Raw genomic sequence first — 21,817 nt, 5'->3', positions numbered from 1 at the left:
AAGGTCGAAATGCGCCTAGCCCTTCGCGAAGGCGAGACGGATACATCGCTCCGAAGGCAGAGGCCACAGGTTCAAATCCTGTCGGGTGCGCCATTTTTCAATGGCTTAGCTGGATCAGCAGCAAACTTGTCAAATATACGTCAAATATACCCCTCCGGACTCCTGTGGTTGCGGGCGCACGCCTCGGTCCGAGTCTGAGCGGTTGCGGCTTTGAACGCTCTCAGATTCGTCAGGGAGCGGGAATGAGTACGGAAGCCGAAGGGCCGAACGTGGGACGTTGCGGTCGTTGGGCTGCCGCGCGTTGAACGGCAGGTCTCGCCAAGAGCCGACATAGCGCGTTCGACTTGCCCCGTAAAAGTGGAGAGGCATGTGCTCTGCGTGATGCAGTTCGTTCGAACTGCGCGGGGCTATATAGTCGTGCGCGGAGTGGCGCCGGACAGGGCTGTAAAAGCCGTCGATATAGCTGGAAATGGTGTGAGCGGCGTCGTCACGGGCATAGAAGACTGTACACCGGACGAGTTCAAACTTGATCGTCTGGAAGAACGTCTCGAGTATCGCACGATCGTAACAATCTGCTCCTGCCGGATGACCGCATTCTCCCGCCGCAGGCACTTCAACTCGCTGCCATACCTGTCTGCGGCGCTTGATCGGGCAGCCCCCCCACTTGAGCCCGGCTGCGGTTGTGGCTGCTTGATCATCGCACTTGCCTTTCACCTCAGGAAAACTCTTCCCTCCTCTGAAGTAAGTCCGGAATTTGATTGCGTGCATTTTCTATTCGAGCAGTCTACTCATCCGCAGGGGAAATCACGTAGGGCACATTGGCATCGCTGCTGATAGAGTCTTGTGGTTGGGGGAAACGCAAGCAGTGCAAGTACTTACACGACTTTTAGCCGTAGCCACGGCTATGGTACCCGTTCTCGCGGCGCCTTGCGCCGCCCAGACGATCGACGCGGACAATCACGGCACCGCCGCGCCGGCGCCAGCGGAAACCCGCATCCTGGTATCCGCCATCCGCATCCTCGATCTCCAGCCGCGACCGGAGATCGGCATCACCGCCGAGAGCATCCAGCGCATCGCCGATGCCGCGCTTCGGGACCAGGCGAACGGCGCGCTGCCCGCCGCGCTCAGCTTCGTGCAGATCAAGGCGGTCGCGGACAGCGTGACCCAGGCATATCGCCGCGCCGGCCTTATGGTCGCCACCGCCATCGTGCCCCCGCAGGATATTGCGGCCGGCGGCACGCTGACCCTCCGCATCCTCGAAGGCAAGGTCGGGCAGATCAAGGTTCAGGGCAGCAAGCGCTACCGCGACGACGTCATCGCCGCGACGCTGCGGCCGCTGGTCGGCCAGCCGCTGCAGCGCCGTTCGCTGGAACAGGCGACCCTGTATGCGCGCGATCTTCCCGGGGTGACGATTTCGCCGATGCTCACCGCCGGTGCAAACCCGGGCGAGACCGACATCATCATCGTCGCCAAGGACAATCCGCGGCCCTATGCCGTTCGCCTTGGCACCAGCAACTATGGCACCGACACGATCGGGCGCTATCGGTTCGAGGCGGGGATCACGCTCTACAGCCCGCTGGGCATCGGCGATGTGCTGGCGGCGAGCTTCGCCTATTCGGTTAAACCGAGCAACAGCTGGGCGGGTTCGGCATCCTACACCCTGCCGCTGGATCGCGCATCGGGCCTGAGCGCGACTATGGGGTTCCTGCGCAGCCAGCTGCAATTGCGGACGGGGCCGTTCGCCGCGCTCGATATCCATGGTCCGACCACGCAAGCCTATGCCGGGATCGACTGGAAGTTCATCAATCGCCCGACGCTGAAGGTGCAGGCGTCCGGCCGCTATATCCACGAAACCTCGCGGCTCGACGGGCTTGGGCTGCGCCTCTCCTCCTATCGTTTCGATGTGCTCGATGCCGGCCTTGCCGTCCGCGCAGACCAGCGCAAAAGCCATGCCGTCAATTTCGCGCAGATCGGCCTTCGCCGGGCGATTCACGACGGTTCGTCCTCGGCAAATGTGATCTTCAGCCCGCACGAAAGCCAGTTCTGGAGCGGCCGCTGGTCGCTATCGCGCATCCAGGGGATTGCGCCCGGCCATCGCCTGATCGTCCGCGGCAACGGCCAGGTGACCGACGATGCGCTCCCGCCGCTCGAGCAATTCTCGATCGGCGGGCCGACGAGCGTGCGCTCGGCCACCCTTTCGGCGGCGCTGGGGGATCGCGGTGTCCAGGCGACGGTGGAGTATCAGGTCGATGCGCCGGGCTTCGCATCGGCGGCGTCGCCCTTTGCCGGGCGGAGCTGGGGCGATCTGCTGACGGTCCAGGCATTTTACGATTGGGGCCGGGTATCGCCCGTCGCGCGGAATCGCCGGCTCGGGGCGTTGCCGGCGATCTTCGAGGGAGCGGGGATCGGCCTCGAATTCCGGCTGCCCTATCAACAGGGCGTCCAGCTCAACCTGTCCGCGGCGCTACCCACGCGCCGCCACCCGAACACCGACCGCGCTGCCCAGATCTGGGCCGGCCTCGGCTTTACCTTTTAAGGATCGCGTCATGCATGCCATTTTGCGCCCCTCGCCGTCCGCACGCCGCCGCTCCACCAGCAAGACCTTCGGGCGCGCACCGCTCGCCCTTGTGATCGCGCTGGCCGCGGCAGTGGCACCAGCCGCCGCGCGGGCGCAGGTCGCATCGACGCAGTTGCCGACCGGGGGGAGCATTGCCGGGGGGACCGGCACGATCAACGCGGCGAGCGGGGCAACCCTCACCATCGACCAGACGTCTGCGCGCATGGCCTTGAACTGGTCGTCGTTCGACATCGGCTCTGCGGCAACCGTCACCTTCAACCAGCCCTCGTCGACGGCGGTGGTCCTGAACCTGGTGCAGGGCGGCAATCCCACCCAGCTCTTCGGAAATCTGAATTCGAATGGTCAGGTGTTCCTGATCAACACCAACGGCATGATTTTCGGCAGCACCACCAACATCAATGTCGGCGGCCTGGTTGCCAGCACCCTGGGCATCAGTGCCAGCAATTTCATGTCCGGCAATGACGTGCTCGATGCCGGCGGCAACACCGTCGCGCTGATGTCGAACGCGGGGACCATCACCGCGAACGCAGGCGGCGTTTCGCTGATCGGCGGCAAAGTGCCCAACAGCGGCACGATCACCGCCACGGGGGGCGCCATCAACCTTGTCGCCGCCGACAAGGTCACGCTCAGTTTCGGAAGCGGCGGGTTCGCCGTTGCCGTGGACAAGGCGCTGCAATTGCAGCTGGATGTCCTGGCCGTCGATAACAGCGGCAGCCTTCTCGCGCGCGGCGGCACCGTATCGCTGCAGGCCCGCGCCTTAAGCGGCATGTTCAACCAGCTGATCAACCACAGCGGCGTCATCAACGCCTCGGCGATCTCGGCTGGTGCCGACGGCAGCGTGTCGCTTATCGCCAACGGCGCCAATCAGACCGGGATCGGCGGTGGGGGCAGCGTCAATGTGGGCAGTGGCGCCATTGCGGTGAGCACCGACCGGGCCGTGCAACAAAGCGGTGTCTATACCGCCGGCACGCTGAGCGGCAGCATCGGCGGGGCGGCCGCCTTTACCGGCGCCAACCAGCTTGCCGCGCTGGGTGCCTTGAACGTCGGCGGGGATTTCTCGATCACCAACGGCGCGGCGCTTGTCCAGTCCGGCGCGCTGACGGTCGGCGGCGCGACCAGCGTGTCGATGAGCGGCCGCGCGCTGACCTTGACCAATGCCGGCAATACGTTTGGCGGCGCGTTCAGCGCCACTGCCAGTGCGCTGCGGGTGGCAGCCAATGGCAATCTGTCGATCGGCACGCTGACCCTGGGTGCCAACAACGTGCTGTCGCTCATCGCGGCGGGAACGCTCACCTTGCCCGCCGGCGCGATCAACACCGGCTCCGCCGATCTTACGCTGTCCAGCGGCGGCGCGCTTGCCACCCAGGCGTCGCTGTCCGGCGCCAATCTGAGCCTCACCGGTGCCAGCGGCATCACCCTTGGCCACAATGTCAGCGCAACGGGCACACTGGCGCTGACATCCACCAACAGCGCGATCACCCAGAGCGGGGGCGCGCTTTCCGTTTCCGGCATCGCGAGCGTCAGCGCCGGCAGCGGTGCGATCACCCTCACGCGAACCGCGAATGATTTCGGCCCGTCGGTGAACCTTGCGGGCGGCACCACCCAGATCGTGGATGGCGGTGCGCTTACGCTGGGCACGCTCGCCACCGGCGATCTGAGCGTGACCAGCACCGGCGCGCTCAACCTTGGCAGCGGCACCGTGGCCGGCGCGTTGCAGGCAACCAGCAACGGCGGGGCGATCAGCCAGTCCGCCGGCAGCCCGCTCACCGTGACCGGCACGAGCAATGTGGCAGCGGGCAGCGGCGCGATCACGCTGGTGACCAGCGGCAACCATTTCAGCCAGGCGGTAAGCCTGAGCGGCGGGACCACGCAGATCGTCGACAGCGGCGCGCTCACCCTGGGGGCGCTCTCCACCGGCGGGCTGACCGCGACCAGCAACGGCGCACTGAACCTCGGTAGCGGTACGGTAGCGGGCACACTGCAGGCGGTCAGCAACGGCGGGGCGATCAGCCAGTCCACTGCCAGCGGCCTGAGCGTCACCGGCACCAGCAGCATCAATGCGGGCGCGGGTGCGATCACCCTCGCCACGGTCGGCAACGATTTTGGCCAGGCGGTGACCCTCACCGGCGGCACCACGTCGATCGCCGACGGTGGCGTGCTGACGCTCGGCGCCGTGACCGCGGGGGCGTTCCGCGCCAGCAGCGGGACCGACCTGAACCTGACGGGCACCATCACCGCGACAAGCGCGGAGCTGGCGGCGGGCGGGAATTTCCTCAACGATGCCGGTGCGGGTGCGTTGAGTGTGTCCGACGGCGCCTGGCGGGTGTTCCTCGCCGCGCCGGCCGCCACACACCGTTTCGGCGGGCTCGACAGCGGCAATACCGCCATCTGGAACAAGGCGGCGTTCGCGACCGTCGGCGCTTCGGGCAAACGCTATGTCTTCGCCTTCCGGCCAACGCTCTCGGTTTCGTCGACTAACGCGACGAAGGTTTATGGCGAGACGGCGGACCTCACCAACAATTTCTCGACGAGCGGCCTGATGGCCGGCGTCACCGGCGCCTATCTCGGGGACAGCCTCGCCAATGTTGTCGGCAGCGGTGCGCCGTCGCTGTCATCCGCCGGTGCCGCGAGCACCGCGGGCGTGAGCAGCGGCTATACGATCGATGTCCAGGCCGGAACGCTGGATACATCGACGTCGGGCTATCTGCTCGATCTTCTCGGGGTGGGCCAATTGTCGGTCAGCCCTGCCACATTGGCCATCGTGGCCGGCGATGCCGCCAAGATCTACGGTCAGACGACCACGTTCGGCGGCTACCAAGTCTCCGGCCTGCTCAATGGCGATAGCGTGTCCTCGGTCAGCCTCGCCAGCACCGGCGCGCCCGTGACGGCAGGCGTCGGCAACTACGCCATCACCGCATCCGACGCCCTCGGCACCGGCTTGGCGAACTACACGATCGGCTACACCGCCGGCACACTGGCCGTCACCCCTGCAGCGCTGACGATCGCGGCCGGCGATGCCGCCAAGATCTACGGCCAGACCACGACGTTCGGCGGCTATCAGGTCACCGGCCTGCGCAACGCCGACAGCGTGTCCTCGGTAAGCCTCGCCAGCACCGGCGCGCCGGTGACGGCGGGCGTCGGCAACTATGCCATCACTGCGTCCAATGCCCTGGGCAGCGGCTTGGCGAACTACACGATCGGCTACACGGCCGGCACACTGGCAGTAAGCCCGGCGGCGTTGACGATCGTGGCCGGCGACACTGCCAAGATTTACGGCCAGACCACCCCGCTCGCGGGCTATCAGGTCACCGGACTGCGCAACGCCGACAGCGTCTCCTCGGTCAGCCTCGCCAGCACCGGCGCGCCGGTGACGGCGGGCGTCGGCAACTACGCCATCACCGCGTCCGATGCCCTTGGCAGCGGCTTGGCGAACTACACGATCGGCTATAGCGCTGGTACGCTGGCGGTAACCCCAGCGGCGCTCACCATCGTCGCCGGCGACGCCGCCAAGGTCTATGGCCAGACCACCACGCTTGGCGGCTACCAGATTACCGGCCTGCGCAATGCCGACAGCGTCTCCTCGGTCAGCCTCGCCAGCACCGGTGCGCCCGTGACGGCCGGGGTCGGCAACTACGCCATCACCGCATCCAATGCCCTCGGCAGCGGCCTGGCGAACTACACGATCGGCTACACCGGCGGCTCGCTGGCGGTCACCCCGGCGGCGTTGACGATCGTGGCTGCGGATGAAACCAAACGGTTTGGCTTTAGGGCCCAGCTCAAGGGCTTCACCGTATTCGGGTTGGTGAATGGAGACGGCGTGTCTTCGCTTCTGATGACGAGCCCCGGCGTCCTGCCGGAGGCCACCACGGGCCTGTACAAAATCATTGGCAGGGATGCTTCCGGATCCGGCCTCGCAAACTACAATATCACGTATCGCGACGGCGCTCTGACGGTCATCAATGCCGTGTCATACACGGATGCCGCAAGCATCGCCCTCGCGTTGCAAGCCGCATACCAGCTAGCAGCCCCCGGTTTGCCTCTTGTCGATGACGCGAAACCCGATCAAGCGGTTGAAGCATTGCTCTCCACTCCTGTCGAGTGCGTCGTCGCAGGGTGCCGGTAACCAAGAATCCTGTTCCGCACACGATAACGCGAACAGGTGGCGATGGTCGCCAAATCGGCGATTAGAGCGAATTGCGACGGTGCTGAATCGTTGGCGGAAAATGCGATGGAAGTTCTCAATCCTTGCCGAGGCGGCTGCATCGACCGAGCAGGGCGAAGCTGCGCTCGACGACCCGGCGGCGCGATAGGATCTCAAATCCTTTTGCGGTTTGCGGTGCTTGATCCCCTGCCTATGCCGACCAGTCGATTGCGCAGTTTATCGCCAGCATAACCGCTGTCGGCGAAGCGGTGCCGCAGCCACGGGAACCGTCGGCGCGAAGCGCGCGCTGAAACCGAAGCAAATTTGGGCAATCCGATTCTATCTCAATCAGCGCCGCCGCCTGCGAGCTCGGGCTCTGTTCGATCCGGCGATCGACAGCAAATTGCGGGGCTGCGACCTGGTGCAGCTGAAGATCTGCGACCTTGTCAGCGGCGGGCAGATCCGAACACGCACTCACTTCGGCGGACGAAGGCATCGATCATCTACAGGGCGACCGGCAACCTCCGTGCCGTGCAGATCCTTCTCGGGCATAGCAAGATCGAAAATACGGTGCGCTATCTCGGGATTGACGTGGAAGACGCGCTTGCTCTCGCTGAGAGCACCGAAATCTGACCCATCGGCTCCTCGCCTCCGGCGAGGGGCCGACTTCACGGCGCTGGGGACGAAGCCGCCGTTTGCTGCTTGCCAGTTCAATGACCGCTTCCAGCAAGAGTTGACGTTCTTGCGAATGACGCAGGCAGCTTTGAGCTTACGGCATCGCTGGAGCACGGCGATATATCCGTTCCAGCCCCAATCTTGGCAGCAAGTTGGACATTTTACGTGCGGGCGAAACCCTGACGCCAAGTTTACATGTTATACTAAGGTGCCTACGAAGCCCATTCTGCGTAATTGATAGGTGCAATCCGCCATGGAATTGGAATCGATCTGCTTCTCGTCGGACTGCCCGAGCAGGGGTCTCTTCGACCAGATCGCCGACAAGTGGTCGGCGATGGTGCTGGCGGTTCTGTCCGAAAAGCCGCATCGGTTTAACCTGATTCGCAGGCGGCTGGAGGGCGTTAGTCAGAAGGCGCTGACGCAGTGTCTGCGCAGGCTTGAGCGGAACGGGTTGGTCACCCGCCGTGTCGTTTCGCTGTCGCCGGTAGCGGTTGAGTACGAGATCACTGCACTGGGTCGCACTCTGCAAAAGCCGCTTAGCGAGTTGCACCAGTGGACGCTGGAAAACCTCGCAGACGTCGATGCTGCACGCGAAGCCTTTGACGCTCGACAATCGGACGACACCTTTAGTGGCATTCAGCTGGGGAAACCCGCGGAGTAAATTTCGGCAGATCGGGAGTAGGTTTCCTCAGCCCTACCAAGGCGACAAACGGTGCCTAATTGACACCAAGTCTACAATATATACCTACACGTCCAGATTTACTGGAGTGTCAAATGACCGATCTGAAACTGCTGAGCCCGCTGAAGACCGAAACGTTCGAATTCAAAAATCGTGTCTTCATGGCTCCCATGACGAGGGGTCGGAACCCTGACCGCGTCGCGAACGATCTGACCGCGCGCTACTACGCGCAACGCGCCACCGCGGGCCTCATCATTTCGGAAGGTACGCAGATCAGCGAGCAAGCGATCGGCTGGACCAACACACCCGGGATCCACACCCCCGAACAGATCGAAGGGTGGCGAAAGGTCACCCAGGCCGTGCACGACGCCGGCGGCCTCATCTTCGCGCAACTCTGGCACACGGGCCGCGCGTCGCATCCGGACTTCCATGACGGAGCCCTGCCTGTTGCGCCATCGGCGGTGCCCTTCAACAGCCAGGCCTTTACGCCCGATGGCCCGAAGCCGACCGTCACTCCCCGAGCAATGACCCTTGAGGAAATCCGCAGCACAATCCAAGACTATGAGGCGGCCGCACGCGCAGCCAAAGCCGCCGGTTTCGACGGCGTGGAGGTGCATGGTGCCAATGGGTATCTGCCTGCCCAGTTCCTCGAAGACGGTCCCAACAAAAGAACCGACGCCTATGGCGGACCCATCGAAAACCGCGCCCGCTTCCTGCTGGAAGCGACCGACGCCGCTATCCGGGTCTTTGGCCCGTCCCGGGTATCGGTCCGCCTTTCACCGAGGATACCTTATAACGACATGGGCGATAGCGACCTGGAAAGCACGTATATGTTCGCTGTAGAGGCTCTGGAGGCCAGGAAGGTGGGATTGCTTCACTTCATGGAGCCGGCCCAGCTTCCTGACGGCCTCAAGCGGCTGGCGCCCGAAGCGAGAAAGCGGTTCTCCGGCCTGTTCATCGCGAATGTTGGATATGACCGTGAAAGTGGCGAACAGGCGATTGCGACGGGACTGGCTGACGCCGTGACCTTTGGAACGCTCTTCATCAGCAACCCTGATCTCCCTGAACGCTTCCGTAGCGGTGCCGCCGTGGCGCCCTCCGATCCATCGAGCTACTATGTCGGCGGCGAGCAAGGCTACACAGACTACCCGCCCCTCGGCTGAGTCCTTCCGGCAAGGCTTCATTGCGATCCCGCCGCCCCAATTTAGATGCAGGGAGAAGCGGCGGGATCGGAGTTTTCACAACCTCTTTCCTTTGTCACATGCTGCCCGGAACATGTCTGCTTTGGGAAGGCGATCTGCACTTGAGCGGTGACATCCGGCGTCTGCCGGCCGAAATGCCGGCGGTGCGTGCGACCAGTTCCGTCAGAAGGTGACGTTCGCTTCGGTGGACATGAACGTCTTGAACGGGTCGACTGCTGCCGGACTAACCTGGCCCCCGACAACGATAGTGTTCCGAAAATCGGGAGCTTCTCGTGTCTCCCGCTTATAAGGTCAGATTACCGTTCCTGAGCCGGGAGCAGGCGATCAGTTGGTCGGTCATCATGTCGACCGTGGCAGTTACGTGACCCGCCAGCCAGCAGCGCAGCATCGACAGTTGGGCCGCTGCAATGCCAACCGCGAAAAGGGGAGTGTCCCCAGCGCCGGCCCACCTGCCGCCATGTCTGGCTATGGCATCCGCCAAGCGACGCTGGAGGATCGAAGCCGCTGTCGAATCAATGATCGGTCTTGCGACAGATCGTCGTTCCCAGAGATGCTCGATCACAGGTCGAACGTATGAACGCGCTGCACGCCCCGACGCAGCGGTGGCGAGCGTCAGCAGGATTGGTTGCATGGCCGACAGAAGGACATCGTCCTTCCCACTGAAGTGCTCGTAGAATGTGGATTTTCCCACGCCGGCATGGCTGATGATGTCGACCACGCGAATCGCACCGTACCGCTTTCCGAGCGCTAAGGCGTGGAATGCATCCGTGATGGCTGTCTCGGTGCTGGATAGCCGCCGGGTGCTCGAGGAGTGATGTTCCGACATGCCCCGATGTACCATTCTCGCATCGACGTAGAAACATCGGCACGCCGGACTATCGAGGGCGAAAGTCCGCATCGGCCGGGTCATAGAATAGCGTGCGATACGCTCGAGATCAGCTTTCAAGAGCAAGCTCAGGGCCTTTGAACGGTGGCAAAGGAAATCGCTTCGATCAGCCCGATCGGCAGCTTCAGTCACGACCGGACGTTCGCTGGGGCGGCGCTGAACGACCGGGTCTGGTCGCGAGCCGCCGGGCCGCTTCTCTCACGACCGTCGCGCGCTACGCTTTTCAAGCGCACGCTCTCACGGCGAAAACACGAGTTCGATTCTCGTAGGGGTCACCATTTTCAAGCAGAAAATGGCGAAATATCGCCCTTTTGGGCGGTTTGGCTTGATGGCAACCCACAATTGGTCCCACACATTCTGGTTGCTTTAGCGGCAGGATGTGATGCGTCTTGAGCAGTTAGAATGATCCTCACCTAGGAGATTCGCCTGCTCGGCTCCTTGATGGGTGGAGCTTGGAAAGCCGCCATTTCTGAGGTCGAACCTGATCGCGAGGTCGACCGACCGTGGGACTTCGCTGCCGGTCGCCGCCGCGACTGGTAATGCCCGGTTATGCCGACACCAGCCATTCTGGGATCCGTTTACAGGAAGCGGGCTTCATGCCGCCTCCGCCACTGCCATAGTTGACGCGCGAGAATGACGGCGGCCTCCTCGACGTTTCCTCCCTCCTTGATTGCGGAGAGATCAGCACAGCGCACGATCTTCATCGCGTCGAGCCGGTCGCGCAAGAAACTGATCGGGTGAGGGGCCGTCATTCCAGTTGCGCGGCGGCTAGGGACGAGCCAGCGCCGGTGTCGTGGTTGGCGACAGGGAGCGACCGGCCGCAGCCGTAAAGTCCGCGAGCATCGCGGGATCGCTTCGTCCGCATCGCCTATCGCCTGTCGCCAGCGCGACGATCCTTCCAGTGCGCGCGTCGCGCGGAAGGAGGCCCGGTCTGCCTTGTCCTCGACAAACCCCGGTTGTCGGAGCGGGCGGCAGCACTTGCTCCAGCGCCACGCCCGGTCCCGAAAGATATCCCTGTGCCAACGCCGATGCCGGCGTCGACAACGCTATCAACTGCAAGACGATCGCGCCGCGCATCAGAACCGGACCAGCCCGCCGAAGTAGAAGGCGCGACCGTTGTCGATCTCCTCGCGCAGCAACCCATATCCCGGTCCGAACAGGCGCTGCGGGCGGAAGTCGGTCAGGTTCTTGCCCTGTGCGACGACGGTCAAATGGCGGTTCAGCGTCAACCGGACCTGCGCGTCGAACAGGTCGCTGGCGGCATAGATGCGGTCCTGCAACGGGTCCGTGGTCGATACCGAGAAAAGGATCGGCGACAAGTGGTTCCACGCGCCCTGAAGCTGAAGCGGACCGGTGGTGTAGAACAGCTTGACGTTGGCGACCGTGTTCGCGCTTTCGAACAGGTTGGTCAGGCGGCGCGTCGTCACCCGGTCCGCCAGCGTGACGGTCGGCGGGGTCGGGTCGAGCAGCGTGACATTGGCAGACAGGCCAAACCCGTCGAGCGGCCCCGGCAGGAAGCGCATCCGCGATACGACCGCGTTCAGTTCGATGCCCTTCACCCGGCTGCTGGATGCGTTGACCGGCTGGATCCGGGTGACCAGCGTCGGCTGGCCATCCACGGTCTCCGTCGCCTGGTTGCGGACCGTCAGGATTTCGTTCCGGATATCCTTGAGGAACAGTCCGGCCGAAAACAGAATGTCGCGATTGGCGTAGAATTCGACGCTGAGGTCGTAATTGTCGGCGATGCGCGGCTTCAGGCCGGGATTGCCGCTGGTGATCGTGCGTCCGCCGCCATCGGTCTGGCCGGCGATCGACACGACCTCGCGCGCGGCGAGGTCGTCGTAATTGGGGCGGCCGAGCGTACGGTTTGCTGCTGCGCGCACCTTCAGGTGATCGGTCACGTTCCAGTTCGCCTGCGCAGAGGGCAGCCAATAGCCGTAACGCTGGTCCTGTTGGGCGTAGGTGTAAGTGGTGACGTTGTTTCGCGTAGCGCCCGATACCGAACCGGTCCGCAGATCGGTATGTTCGTACCGCACGCCGGCGGTCAGTTCGATCGCTTCGGTTGCGAACCGTCCCATCACGTATCCAGCGACGATGTCCTCACCCAGGTTGTAATCGGGGGTCAGGCTGCCCACCGCATTCGCGCTGTTCGGGGCAAAACCCGCGGCGTTGGCAGCGTAGAAGGCGGCCGCGGCCTTCGGATCGACGAACAGCAACGGCTGTCCGCCGCTATTGTACGGCGAATAGCGGGCATCGGCATCGTCGACCGACGACAGCAGGTAATTGCTCGTGGCGAGCGGGCGATAGTTGAGGACGGTATAGTCGTACCGACGCTTGAGAAACCGGGCATAGGCACCCGTCTGGATGCCGAACCCGCGATCCTCCGCCTGGTTGTTGACGCCGAAATTGCCCTGCGCGGTCAGCGCGCGTTCGCGATTGTCGTCGGTCGCCGTGCCATATTCGAACTGGCGATAGTTCGCGGGATCGAAGGCGTAGCCGGCATTGGCCGGCGTGAACCGCGTGAAGTCGCCCGGCGTGAGCGTGTAGGTATAGGCCAGGCTGCTGGTGTTCGCGATACGGTAGGTGGCGAAGGTCGCATCCTGCCGATAGGTGGAGATGGCGTAGTTGACGCCGAGATCGGCACGGATGCCGCTACCCGGCGACAGATCGGCATGGAAATCGCCGTAGCGCACGCGGCGCTGCTGGGCATATCCGGCCAGATCGACCTGCGCGTTGGCGTTCGACACCGATCCACCGGCCCCAGTGACATTGCTGAAATTGGTGTAGCGGTTGGTCGCGGTGGTCACGCCCGTGTTGGCAATGATCGCGTTGGACTGACGCTCCTCGTCGTTCTTGTGCCGGAAATCGGCCAGCGTGAAAGCCGCCTTGAACATCTGGTGATCGTCGAACTCGAGCTTGCCGAACACGCCGTACCGCTGGCGAAGATTGTCGTAATGGAGCCAGCGCCGACGATCCGGCGCGACCAGCGCGTTCGACACGTCGTTGGTCGGCGAGACGAGGCGACTGCCGGTCGTGGGATCGATGTAGAGGTAATTGTCGGTTGCCGAGTTGAGTGAGGCGGAATCGCGACGGAAATAGCTGCCCGATACCACGGCGCCGAATTTGCCCTCCGGCCCGAAGGTGGTGGACGCGACGACCTCGGCCTGGCCGGACGGGGTTTCCTTGCCCCGCGTCCGTTCGAAATCATATTTGCCAATGTCGAACCGGCCGCCCACGAACGGCTTGCCGCCATTGTCGAAGGCGCTGCGCGTCCGCAGATTGGCGATACCGCCGATCGCATTGCCGTTCATCGACGCGTTGACCGACTTGTAGACCTCGACCCGGCTCGCGAGCGACGACGGGATCACGTCGAGCGAGACGTTGCGCCGTCCCACCTCGTTCGCCGGCAGCGGCACGCCGTCGATCTCGACGAGGTTGTAATCGGCATTGAGGCCGCGGATCGACAGGAACTGCGCTTCGCCGCGCGCATTGTTCTGGATCGTCGAGACGCCGGGTACGCGAGCCAGTGCCTCACCCAGACCGAAGTCCGGAAGCGTGCCGATCTCGTCGGCGCTGATGCTGTCTGAAATGACCGAGATGGTCCGCTTCGCCTCGATCTCGCGCGCGGCTTGCAGGCGGGCGCCGGTGACGACGATGTCGTCGGCCTCGGCAACCGATGGCTGGGCTGCGGCATCGGCCACCCGCTCGGGTGATGTCTGCTGCGCCCGCGCCGCGCCGGGAAGCCACATGCAGGACAGTGCGCTGGAAACGAGCAACAGGCTACGCAGGGCAATCGGCGTCATGGTGGTATCCCCCCTAATCGAACAGGCATCAAACGTGCCAGCTCATTTAATCACTATAGGTGACATACTTATGACGGCGGGCTAATCGTCTGGCAACGACCAGCAGACAGGACATCAATTCCTATGTTTATCAATATGATGATGGCCTTTGCAGCCATTGGGCCTATCCCGACTCCGGGAATCGAAGCGCAGCGGCTTTATGCCTGCGGCGACGACCAGGTCCGCGAATACCGGATCGAGAATGGCCGACCGGTCGAAATATGGCGGTGGAGCGCCGCCCAGGCGGCGGACCTGCCGGCAAGCTATCGCACGACGCTGCTGGCGCATATCGATGACTGCAAGCCGGTCGACGACACGCGCGGCATTCTGGTCACGGCGTCGACGGGGGGCGTGGTGCTGATCGACCGCGCAACCGGTCGGGTGACGTTCCGTGCGACCGCGCCGATGGCGCATTCGGCGGATCTGCTACCCGGTGGCCTGATTGCGGTGGCCTTGTCGATCAATCCCGAAGGGGACCGGCTGGAGGTCTATGACCGGACCCGGAGCGAGACGCCGCTGGTGCGGTTGCCCCTGCCGTCGGGCCATGGCGCCGTATGGGACGCGACGCGCGCGCGTCTCTTCGTCCTGTCGCATGACCTGATCCAGGCCTTCGGCATTGCGGGCACGCGGTCCGCACCCGTCCTCGCCGAATCTGCACGCTGGACCTTGCCCGGGCGCCGGGACGGCCACGACCTGTCGCGCCGCCCCGATGGCCGCTATCTGGTGACCACCGACGATGGCGTCTGGACATTCGATCCGGAAGCGGGCGAACCGGCTACCGGCACCTTTACCCCGTTGCCGGCGCTCAACCCGAAGTTGCGCGTCAAGGCGGTGACGATGATGGGCGAACGACTGGCGTGGGTGCAGGCGGAGGAGAGCTGGTGGGCGAAGGGCTTCACGATCGCGCGGGCCGATGGCGGCGACCCGGTACGGATGCCGGTGGAAGAGCTGCACCTCTACAAGGTCCGCTGGATCCGTTGAGCTGGCGCCGGACATGGGCGATGTACGGCATCGCCCATGTCGGGAAGAGCCTCTTGTGGACGGCGAGCGATCTGCTGACGCTGTATCTGCTGGTGTCGGTCTACAGGGTCGATCCGATCTTCGCCGGGGCGCTGTTTCTTGCCGGGCTGGCCGCCAATGCGCTCGCCGATCTTGGCGTCGGCATCTGGCTGGAGCGCAATCCACAGCATGCCGCAAGGATGGCTGGCGGCGCGCTGGTGCTCGCCGCGGTGAGCTTTCCGGCGACGGTGCTGCTCGCTCCATACGGCCTGGCCGTATTACTGGGCGCAACGCTCGTGTTCCGTGTCGCCTACGCTGGCTGCGACGTGCCGCACAACGCATTAATGACACGGCTCGGGGAGAGGAGCCCAGAACGTGCAACCTGGCTGGCCCGGGTTCGGACGGTAGGCACCGCGCTCGCGTCGGTGTCTGCAGCCTTGGGCGTGAGTGGGTCGGGTCGGGTCGCGACCGCGCATCTGCTGTGGGGCATTGCCGGTGCCGCGCTGCTGATCGGATCGACAATGCTGCCACTGCTGGCCGCTTTTCCGTCCGTGCTGCGGGACCGACAGCGTGGACGGGTGCGGTGGATCGGCCTGCCACTGCGGTTCCTGGCCGCCAACGTGATCGGCATCGTCGCGCTGGGCGCACTCGCCAAGGCACTGCTCCACATGCCCGCCGGTCTGCCATATGGCATGGTCCCGACGGCCGGTAAGGGGACGACGATCCTCGTGCTGCTGATCGTCGGGCGGAGCGCCGCGGCGCTGATCCCGATCCGTCTGGGATCGTCACCGCGCCGCGGCCTGGCACTCCTGGCTGGAGCCTATCTCACCGCCGGGATCGTCGCGGCCGGGTTCGCGTGGAGCGCGCCGCCGGCGATGCTGGTGCTGCTCGGCCTGGCGATGGGGGCGACCAACCTGATCGGCTGGGCGCTGTTGCCGGCGCTGGCGCAGGGACCGCGCGGCTATGGCGTCTACACCATGGCCTCCAAGCTCGCGCTGGGCGCGGCGGGCCTCGCGCTCGCCGGCGGGCTGGGGCGCGTGCCGACCTTTACGCCCGATGCGTTTGCGGGTTTTGCCATCCTCGCCGGGCTCACCTGCGCAACCGCGGCACTGTTGGCGACACCGCGCTTGACTTCGCTCCGGCGCGACGGCTTGTCCGTGCCATGACCGGCATCACCGCGGGCGATTACCCGACACGTTTCCTGCGCGCCGATGGATGGCGCACCGCGACCGAAAACGAAGGCGTCGTCATGGACCTGCTGTCGCGGAGAGGCGGTGCAAGCCGGGCCGATCTGGCGCGGCTGACGGGACTCGCACCACATTCGATCACCCGCCTTGTCGAACCGCTCCTCGCCCGCGATCTGCTCAACGAAGCCGCACCGATCGTCGCCGGTCGGGGAAAGCCGAGCGCCAAGCTGACGCTGAACGGAGCCGCAGCCTTTTCGGCTGGCGTATCGGTGATGACCGACGCGGTGTCGCTGGTGCTGCTGGATCTTGCCGGCACCATCGCCGCCAGCCGTAGCGCACGGCTCGCCGATGCCGCGATCGTTCCGGCCTGCGCGCAGATCCGGCAGATGCTCGACGCCGCCATCGCCGATACAGGCTGGGACCGGGCCGCGCTGGTCGGGATCGGATTTGGCGTCACCGGCTATTTCATCGGCGATGGCGCCCGGCTCAATCCGCCACGACTGCTCGATCCCTGGGCGCTGATCCCGCTAGACAGGGTGCTGGCCGACGCGTTCGGTGAAAAGGTCTGGATCGACAATGACGGGAACGTCGCGGCGCTGGGCGAAACCATGCTTGGCCATGGCCGAACCACCGCAGATTTCGCCTATCTCTATTTCTCGGCAGGGTTCGGCGGTGGAGTGATGGCTTCAGGCCGCCCCCTCAGGGGGCGGAACGGCAATGCCGGCGAATTCGCGTCGATCCTGCCGACCGGCTGGCCGCAGCCCAATCTGGAAACCTTGCGTGAGACCTTCGCGGGGGCAGGCATGGCCTATCCCGATATCCATTCAATGCTCGCTCGGTTCGATCCCGATCATCCCTCGGTCGAGGGATGGCTCGATACCGTGATGCCCTCGGTTAACCTGATAGCGTCTGCCATTTCCGCCACGCTAGATCCTGACATGATCGTCCTGGGCGGGCGCCTTCCTGCTACCCTGGCACGCCGCATGATCGAACGCATCGTTCTCATCAACCCGGAACGCCGCGGCTGCCACCGGCCATCGCCATGGATCATGGCATCGGCGATCGACGGCGATGCCGCAGCCATTGGCGCTGCAACCCTTCCACTACGCGCAGCCTTTTTCGATCCGGAGAACAACGCTCGTTCCGTGGACAAACATCAGCCTTCCCACCGTGAATCCGTGTCCGAATAACGCGCAGAAGCCATAGCCCGGGGTGACTGCGAAGCGCAGAAACCTATCGTCTTCGGGCCGGGATTACCCGGCGGGCGGACAAGGCTTGACTCACGACCCACGATCGTATCATTGTATACTATCTACAATTGTGGGGGGATGTATGAAGCTGTTGAGCATCGGCAAGATCTCGCTGGGGTTGGCAACCGTCGGCACGGTCTCCTACCTGGCCACAGTTCCAACTTCCCCTGGGCGCAATGGCGCGGTGTTCGTGGCCGATCGCGGCAGCGGCGACGCTGCGACCAACCTGCTCGCCGCCAAGGGGCCGGCGCTGGTTACGGCGAGCCCCGCCTGCCAGACCCAGTCCGCCTATCTTCCCTGGGGCAGCGCCGGGCAGCTTCGGACCTGGACCCCCACCAACAGCGATGCGAGCACTTACACCTTCTACGATCCGGGTCGGGCGACGGGTGCGCCTTTCCAGGCGCGACTGGTCGTCGCCTATGGTGATGACACGCCCCAGGCGAAGCGGGCCGTCGTGCTCGAACTGGCGAACGGGTGCCGCCGCCAGTTCCAAGCGCAATCCTTCTCCGCGTCCGATGTCGATGTCATCAACGCCGAAATGGCGAAGCATCCGTTGGTTACAGATCCGAAAAGCTATGCCGTTTTCTTCGAACCAGATCGCGCAACCCAAGCCCAACTCAACAACGGCACAATCAAGGTTCTGCATACCCAGCATTTCTCGTTGTGGTACGGGGTAAAGACCGACGCATTCAGCTATACCTGGACCCGCGATAACAAAATCGCCTGGGATACGTTCGTGAAGCGAGCCGGCGACTGGGCTGAACGGGTATGGCAGCTCGACGATACGCTCCTGAAGGCACCGATGCCCTACGCAACGAGCGCTTCGCCGAAGAAGTTTAACATCTATATCTGCGGCACCGGGCTACCGTTTCTCGCGCAAGACACCGATAATTGCGGCGGCAGCGCCAGCGATGCCGCCTGGATGAGCGCGATTCCGCTCCAGGCGGGCGATCCGACGATGATGCACGAGTTCTCCCACTCGATCTCCTTCTACACCGGTGGCCTTCGCGACCGTCCGACCGCCGGCCCCGCCTGGGAGACGGCCGCACAGTGGAATTCCGACGCGCTGACGCCCAACATGGAGCTTGCGCTGCCGGGATATCTCAGCAATCTCGAAGTGGGGCCGGTATGGTCCGGCATGCGCTATGGTTCCTGGCCGCTAATCACCGCGGTGCACGACAACGACGCTACACGCGATCTTGTGTGGAAAATCTGGACCAACAATCTCCGGGATTCGAACGGTGCTTCTCGGGAAGATTATTGGGAGGCGCTGGTACGGCTCGGCACTGCATCCGGGGCCTGGCCCAATGGCTGGCGCTCCTTCGCGGATTTCGTCGGCATGTTCGGCGCTCGACTGGTGACCGGTGATTTCCAGAAGCAGAAATTCTACCTCGACCTGTTCCATCATCCCGCTATCGCCAAGCGCTACGTTCCGTTGAAGGCCAGCGGCAGCGCCGGCAACTATGAGTCGCCGGCGGAGAGGCCCTTATACGAGTTCGGTACGCACATCGTCCCGCTGACGATTGCGAGCGGCGCAACTACGGTCAGCGTCAAGCTCACCGGCGTGCCACCGGTTGCCAATTCGAGCTGGCGGTTCGCCATCGTCGAGTTCGGCAGCGACTATCAGCCGGTCTACAGCGCGCTTGGCAAGGTCGACGGCAATGGGAACGCGACCGTCTCGTTGCCGGTAAAGGCCGGCAAGACGTATCAGCTCGCGGTGACCGCCACGCCGTATTTCTACCAGCCGCTTGGATGGGAAGGCGATACGCCGACGATCACGCCGAATCGCTTCCCTTACAAGGTGAAGATCACGGGTGCGACGCCGCTCGCCGGGTCGGTGCTGGTATGCAACTCCTATACGGGAAGCGACGGTCAGGACCTCAACTGGAACACCAATGGCCACAACGATGGAGCAATCGCCTGCCGCTACTAGCGGTGATTCCGATCGGGCATCGGTCGAAGACGGCTGTGGCAGAAAGAACGACGTAGCGTTGGGCGGGGTACGGTAACGTAACCGCTAGCGACGCGGCGCGGACGATGTAGTTGCCGGGGAGCCGGTCGCGGCGCTCTGTCGTCGACCGGTTCCTCAATGACGTTCGGAGCAACTGAGTAGCCGGCGTTCATTCGGCGGCGATCCATCTCGATCAGGTATATGCGCCAGCGGATGTCATCAGCCTGTTGCCGCCTGATTCTTCGCAGACCGCAGCCAGTCTTGCAGCTGCAGAAGGCCGCGACTTCGTCATCGTCGGGTCACCCGGTACGGGCAAGAGCCAGACCATCGCCAACATGATCGCCAATTGCTTTGGCATCGGCAAAACGGTGCTGTTCGTGGCGAAAAAAACGGCTGCGCTCAACGTCGCCTCCCGGCGCCTTCGCGAGCACAAGCTGGGCGATCACCCTCCCCATGGTATTGCTCTACGGAGCATACGAGAGGGGCAACAATACTGAGGCGCTGACTTCGCTCGGTGAACAGGCGGAAGTACTCGGCCGCGTCGTGCGCGAGATATGTTCGGAGCGCATCACCACGCTGGAACGTGCCACTGCTGCAGGACCGCCGCACCGAGGCATGATGCCTCGGTGCGCGTTAGCTGCCCCTCAACGGCCTTTCGGCGCCCCCAGGACGATCGCACCGCCCTGCCGCTGGAGCTCCAGGTCCACCAGCGCACCGATCAGCGCGGCGCTCTTTTCCGGCGTGTCGAGCCGAAAGCGACCGCTCAGCCGCGTCGCGCCCATGGATGGATCAGCAAGTCGGATCGGCACCGCGCTGTAACGGCCGATATGTGCAAGCGCGGCATCGAGGCGCATGCCGTCGGCGCTGAGCCAAAATGAATCGAGACAGCTCGGCTCCTTGGGGTCGAAACGCCGAACGCTCAGGGGCTCCGCACCCACGCTTGCCCATTCGCCGCCAGTCACGACGATCGGCGCTCGTCCCGGCTGGTCGACCCGCACCCGGCCGCGATAGACGCGCAGCTCGACGGCGCCAGGCAGTTGGTCGACGCTGAAATTGGTACCGAGCGCCGTGAATCGTGCGTGCGCCGCCTGCACCGAGAAAGGCCGGCCGGCATCGTGCGCCACCTCGAACCGCGCCGCGCCGCGCTCCAGCGAAAGGGTTCGGGCCTTTGCCGCAAAGGCGACGCGCACCGCGGAGGCCGCGTCCAGCGTCATCACCGAACCATCGCGCAGGCGCACGATCGCGCGCTTGCCCACCGCGCTGTCGAGCAGCGTACCCGCCCTGGCCTCCATCTTGGCTGCGGGCGGCGCAGTTTGGCGCCAGAGCAACGGAACAGACACGACGGCAGCAAGTGCTGCCGCAACGGCAGCGGCCCGCATACCCCGCACGCGCTGGAGCGCCGAACGCGGCCGACGGTCGCTCCGCCGCCGCGGTGGTACCACTTCCGCCAATGACGGCGTGACGGTTGCCGGTGCCTGCAGGACCTCAAGCAGCGCCGGATCCCGCAGCAGATCGTGCATCCGGGTGAAGGCGCGAAGATTTTCCTCGGATTCGTTCAACCATACGATCAGCCGTTGCCGTTCAGCGGCGTCAAGTTCGTCGATCCGGTCCGCCCAGTCGGCGGCGGTTCCCAGGGCCTGGGCGTCAATCACGCGCCGCGCCGCCTTTAACGCCATCGAGATCGCCGCACTCGGACAAGTCGATCATCGCCCGCACCAGATGCTTCTTCACCGCTTCCAGGCTCAACCCCATTTCCTCGGCAATCTCGGCGCGGGTCTTGCCATCGAGATGGCGTTTCACGAACACCGTGCGGCGCAGCGTTGGAAGATCTGCCAGCTTCGCCTCGAAGCGGGCGAGCCGCTGACGATAGTCCAGCACCTCCTCCGGCAGCGGCAGTGCGCAGGCGAGTTCGGCATCGAGGGGTTCGGTCTGCGCGCCTTTCCGCGAACCGGCGAAAATGATCGAATCCGCCACGCGAAATGCATAGGCGAGCGGCTGTTCGATCCGCTGCTTGCGCTCCTGTTCCACCACCCGCACGAAGGTCTCCTGCACGATATCGTCCGCCTGCTCCGGATCGCGAAGCCGTTTACGGACATAGGCGGTAAGCCGCGCCCGGTGTTCCGCCAGCATATCGGCAGCATCCATCAGGCGCATCGTCCCGGCCCTGCCGTCACCAATGTGTAGAGGCGCGCCGCACGAAAACGGGGACAATCCCCCCTCTCCTGCCTTGCATCGCCCTCAAAAGGCATAGCGAATCCCCGCGCTCAACACCCTCCCGCTGTGCGTCGTCGCCAGCAGTCTCCGAGCATCGCGATCCGTATACTGGATCACGGGCGCGTTGGTAAGGTTCTGTGCCTCCAGCGCCAGCTTCGCCCGGCGACCGAGCGCAACATGGGCTGCGGCATCAAGCGTTGCGGCGGGCGCGAT

General features: G+C 64.3%; 14 protein-coding genes and 2 pseudogenes. 10 read left to right on the top strand and 6 right to left on the bottom strand.

What is annotated here, in order from left to right; translation table 11 throughout:
- The first annotated feature begins 904 nt into the window (after window positions 1-904).
- Window positions 905-2,536 (top strand): ShlB/FhaC/HecB family hemolysin secretion/activation protein, encoded by a 1,632-nt coding sequence (locus tag SPI01S_RS20710; protein ID WP_066727115.1) that lies wholly within the window; start codon window positions 905-907, stop codon window positions 2,534-2,536.
- Window positions 2,537-2,546: 10 nt separating this feature from the next.
- Window positions 2,547-6,701, top strand: coding sequence for a beta strand repeat-containing protein (locus SPI01S_RS20705; protein WP_066727113.1), 4,155 nt, complete (start codon window positions 2,547-2,549; stop codon window positions 6,699-6,701).
- Between the two features lie 118 nt (window positions 6,702-6,819).
- Here SPI01S_RS20705 and SPI01S_RS23175 read toward each other — a convergent pair.
- Window positions 6,820-7,021: pseudogene (locus SPI01S_RS23175) on the bottom strand (IS5/IS1182 family transposase); the annotation flags it as partial.
- Between SPI01S_RS23175 and SPI01S_RS20700 the strand changes: the two are divergent.
- The 3 genes and pseudogenes from SPI01S_RS20700 to SPI01S_RS20690 all read left to right on the top strand — a co-directional run bounded on the left by SPI01S_RS20700 (window position 6,922) and on the right by SPI01S_RS20690 (window position 9,236).
- Window positions 6,922-7,352: pseudogene (locus SPI01S_RS20700) on the top strand (tyrosine-type recombinase/integrase). The pseudogenes SPI01S_RS23175 and SPI01S_RS20700 sit on opposite strands and share 100 nt — an antisense overlap.
- A gap of 295 nt (window positions 7,353-7,647) precedes the next feature.
- Window positions 7,648-8,055 (top strand): winged helix-turn-helix transcriptional regulator, encoded by a 408-nt coding sequence (locus tag SPI01S_RS20695; protein WP_066727109.1) that lies wholly within the window; start codon window positions 7,648-7,650, stop codon window positions 8,053-8,055.
- A 113-nt stretch (window positions 8,056-8,168) separates the two neighbouring features.
- Window positions 8,169-9,236: an alkene reductase gene (locus tag SPI01S_RS20690; RefSeq protein WP_066727107.1), complete on the top strand. Its 1,068-nt coding sequence runs from the start codon at window positions 8,169-8,171 to the stop codon at window positions 9,234-9,236.
- 322 nt (window positions 9,237-9,558) lie between these two features.
- On the opposite strand, the gene SPI01S_RS22930 is transcribed toward SPI01S_RS20690, so the two are convergent.
- Window positions 9,559-10,293 carry a TetR/AcrR family transcriptional regulator gene (locus tag SPI01S_RS22930; protein ID WP_157084819.1) on the bottom strand — a complete coding sequence of 245 codons (735 nt, stop codon included), beginning with the start codon at window positions 10,291-10,293 and terminating at the stop codon, window positions 9,559-9,561.
- Window positions 10,294-11,237: 944 nt separating this feature from the next.
- Entirely contained in the window at window positions 11,238-13,964 is a 2,727-nt protein-coding gene (locus SPI01S_RS20680; RefSeq protein WP_084253653.1) for a TonB-dependent receptor, read from the bottom strand.
- 123 nt (window positions 13,965-14,087) lie between these two features.
- Between SPI01S_RS20680 and SPI01S_RS20675 the strand changes: the two genes are divergently transcribed.
- From SPI01S_RS20675 to SPI01S_RS22510, 5 genes are all read left to right on the top strand, one after another.
- The gene (locus tag SPI01S_RS20675; RefSeq protein WP_066727100.1) at window positions 14,088-14,984 is read left to right on the top strand and encodes a DUF6528 family protein; all 897 of its coding nucleotides are present in this window, start codon (window positions 14,088-14,090) and stop codon (window positions 14,982-14,984) included.
- Window positions 14,985-15,004: 20 nt separating this feature from the next.
- Complete coding sequence (locus SPI01S_RS20670) at window positions 15,005-16,168, top strand: MFS transporter (RefSeq protein ID WP_066727098.1); 1,164 nt, start codon at window positions 15,005-15,007, stop codon at window positions 16,166-16,168.
- Window positions 16,165-17,379, top strand: coding sequence for an ROK family transcriptional regulator (locus tag SPI01S_RS20665; RefSeq protein ID WP_066727096.1), 1,215 nt, complete (start codon window positions 16,165-16,167; stop codon window positions 17,377-17,379). The genes SPI01S_RS20670 and SPI01S_RS20665 overlap by 4 nt, the downstream gene beginning before the upstream one ends.
- Before the next feature lie 142 nt (window positions 17,380-17,521).
- Window positions 17,522-19,372 carry a DUF6055 domain-containing protein gene (locus SPI01S_RS20660; protein ID WP_066727093.1) on the top strand — a complete coding sequence of 617 codons (1,851 nt, stop codon included), beginning with the start codon at window positions 17,522-17,524 and terminating at the stop codon, window positions 19,370-19,372.
- Between the two features lie 245 nt (window positions 19,373-19,617).
- On the top strand, window positions 19,618-19,887 hold the full coding sequence (locus SPI01S_RS22510; RefSeq protein WP_157084818.1) for a DEAD/DEAH box helicase family protein: 270 nt from the start codon (window positions 19,618-19,620) through the stop codon (window positions 19,885-19,887).
- A 147-nt stretch (window positions 19,888-20,034) separates the two neighbouring features.
- Here SPI01S_RS22510 and SPI01S_RS20655 read toward each other — a convergent pair whose 3' ends face one another.
- The 3 genes from SPI01S_RS20655 to SPI01S_RS22925 form a co-directional block, all read right to left on the bottom strand.
- Window positions 20,035-21,042 (bottom strand): FecR family protein, encoded by a 1,008-nt coding sequence (locus tag SPI01S_RS20655; RefSeq protein WP_169804557.1) that lies wholly within the window; start codon window positions 21,040-21,042, stop codon window positions 20,035-20,037.
- Window positions 21,035-21,535 (bottom strand): RNA polymerase sigma factor, encoded by a 501-nt coding sequence (locus SPI01S_RS20650; RefSeq protein WP_245653715.1) that lies wholly within the window; start codon window positions 21,533-21,535, stop codon window positions 21,035-21,037. Before SPI01S_RS20650 ends, SPI01S_RS20655 begins: the two co-directional genes overlap by 8 nt.
- 93 nt (window positions 21,536-21,628) lie before the next feature.
- A partial coding sequence (locus SPI01S_RS22925; protein ID WP_218017642.1) for a hypothetical protein occupies window positions 21,629-21,817 on the bottom strand: 189 nt, incomplete at its 5' end.

The sequence above is a fragment of the Sphingomonas pituitosa NBRC 102491 genome (assembly GCF_001598435.1).
Lineage (GTDB): Bacteria > Pseudomonadota > Alphaproteobacteria > Sphingomonadales > Sphingomonadaceae > Sphingomonas > Sphingomonas pituitosa.
Note: the sequence above shows the minus strand (reverse complement) of the source record. Positions and strands in the feature narration are given on the sequence as shown.

Coding starts and splice junctions, on each gene's coding strand:
- SPI01S_RS20710 (WP_066727115.1), top strand. CDS start 905: ATGGTACCCGTTCTCGCGGCGCCTTGCGCCGCCCAGACGATCGACGCG.
- SPI01S_RS20705 (WP_066727113.1), top strand. CDS start 2,547: ATGCATGCCATTTTGCGCCCCTCGCCGTCCGCACGCCGCCGCTCCACC.
- SPI01S_RS20695 (WP_066727109.1), top strand. CDS start 7,648: ATGGAATTGGAATCGATCTGCTTCTCGTCGGACTGCCCGAGCAGGGGT.
- SPI01S_RS20690 (WP_066727107.1), top strand. CDS start 8,169: ATGACCGATCTGAAACTGCTGAGCCCGCTGAAGACCGAAACGTTCGAA.
- SPI01S_RS20680 (WP_084253653.1), bottom strand. CDS start 13,964: ATGACGCCGATTGCCCTGCGTAGCCTGTTGCTCGTTTCCAGCGCACTG.
- SPI01S_RS20675 (WP_066727100.1), top strand. CDS start 14,088: ATGTTTATCAATATGATGATGGCCTTTGCAGCCATTGGGCCTATCCCG.
- SPI01S_RS20670 (WP_066727098.1), top strand. CDS start 15,005: ATGTACGGCATCGCCCATGTCGGGAAGAGCCTCTTGTGGACGGCGAGC.
- SPI01S_RS20665 (WP_066727096.1), top strand. CDS start 16,165: ATGACCGGCATCACCGCGGGCGATTACCCGACACGTTTCCTGCGCGCC.
- SPI01S_RS20660 (WP_066727093.1), top strand. CDS start 17,522: ATGAAGCTGTTGAGCATCGGCAAGATCTCGCTGGGGTTGGCAACCGTC.
- SPI01S_RS20650 (WP_245653715.1), bottom strand. CDS start 21,535: ATGGATGCTGCCGATATGCTGGCGGAACACCGGGCGCGGCTTACCGCC.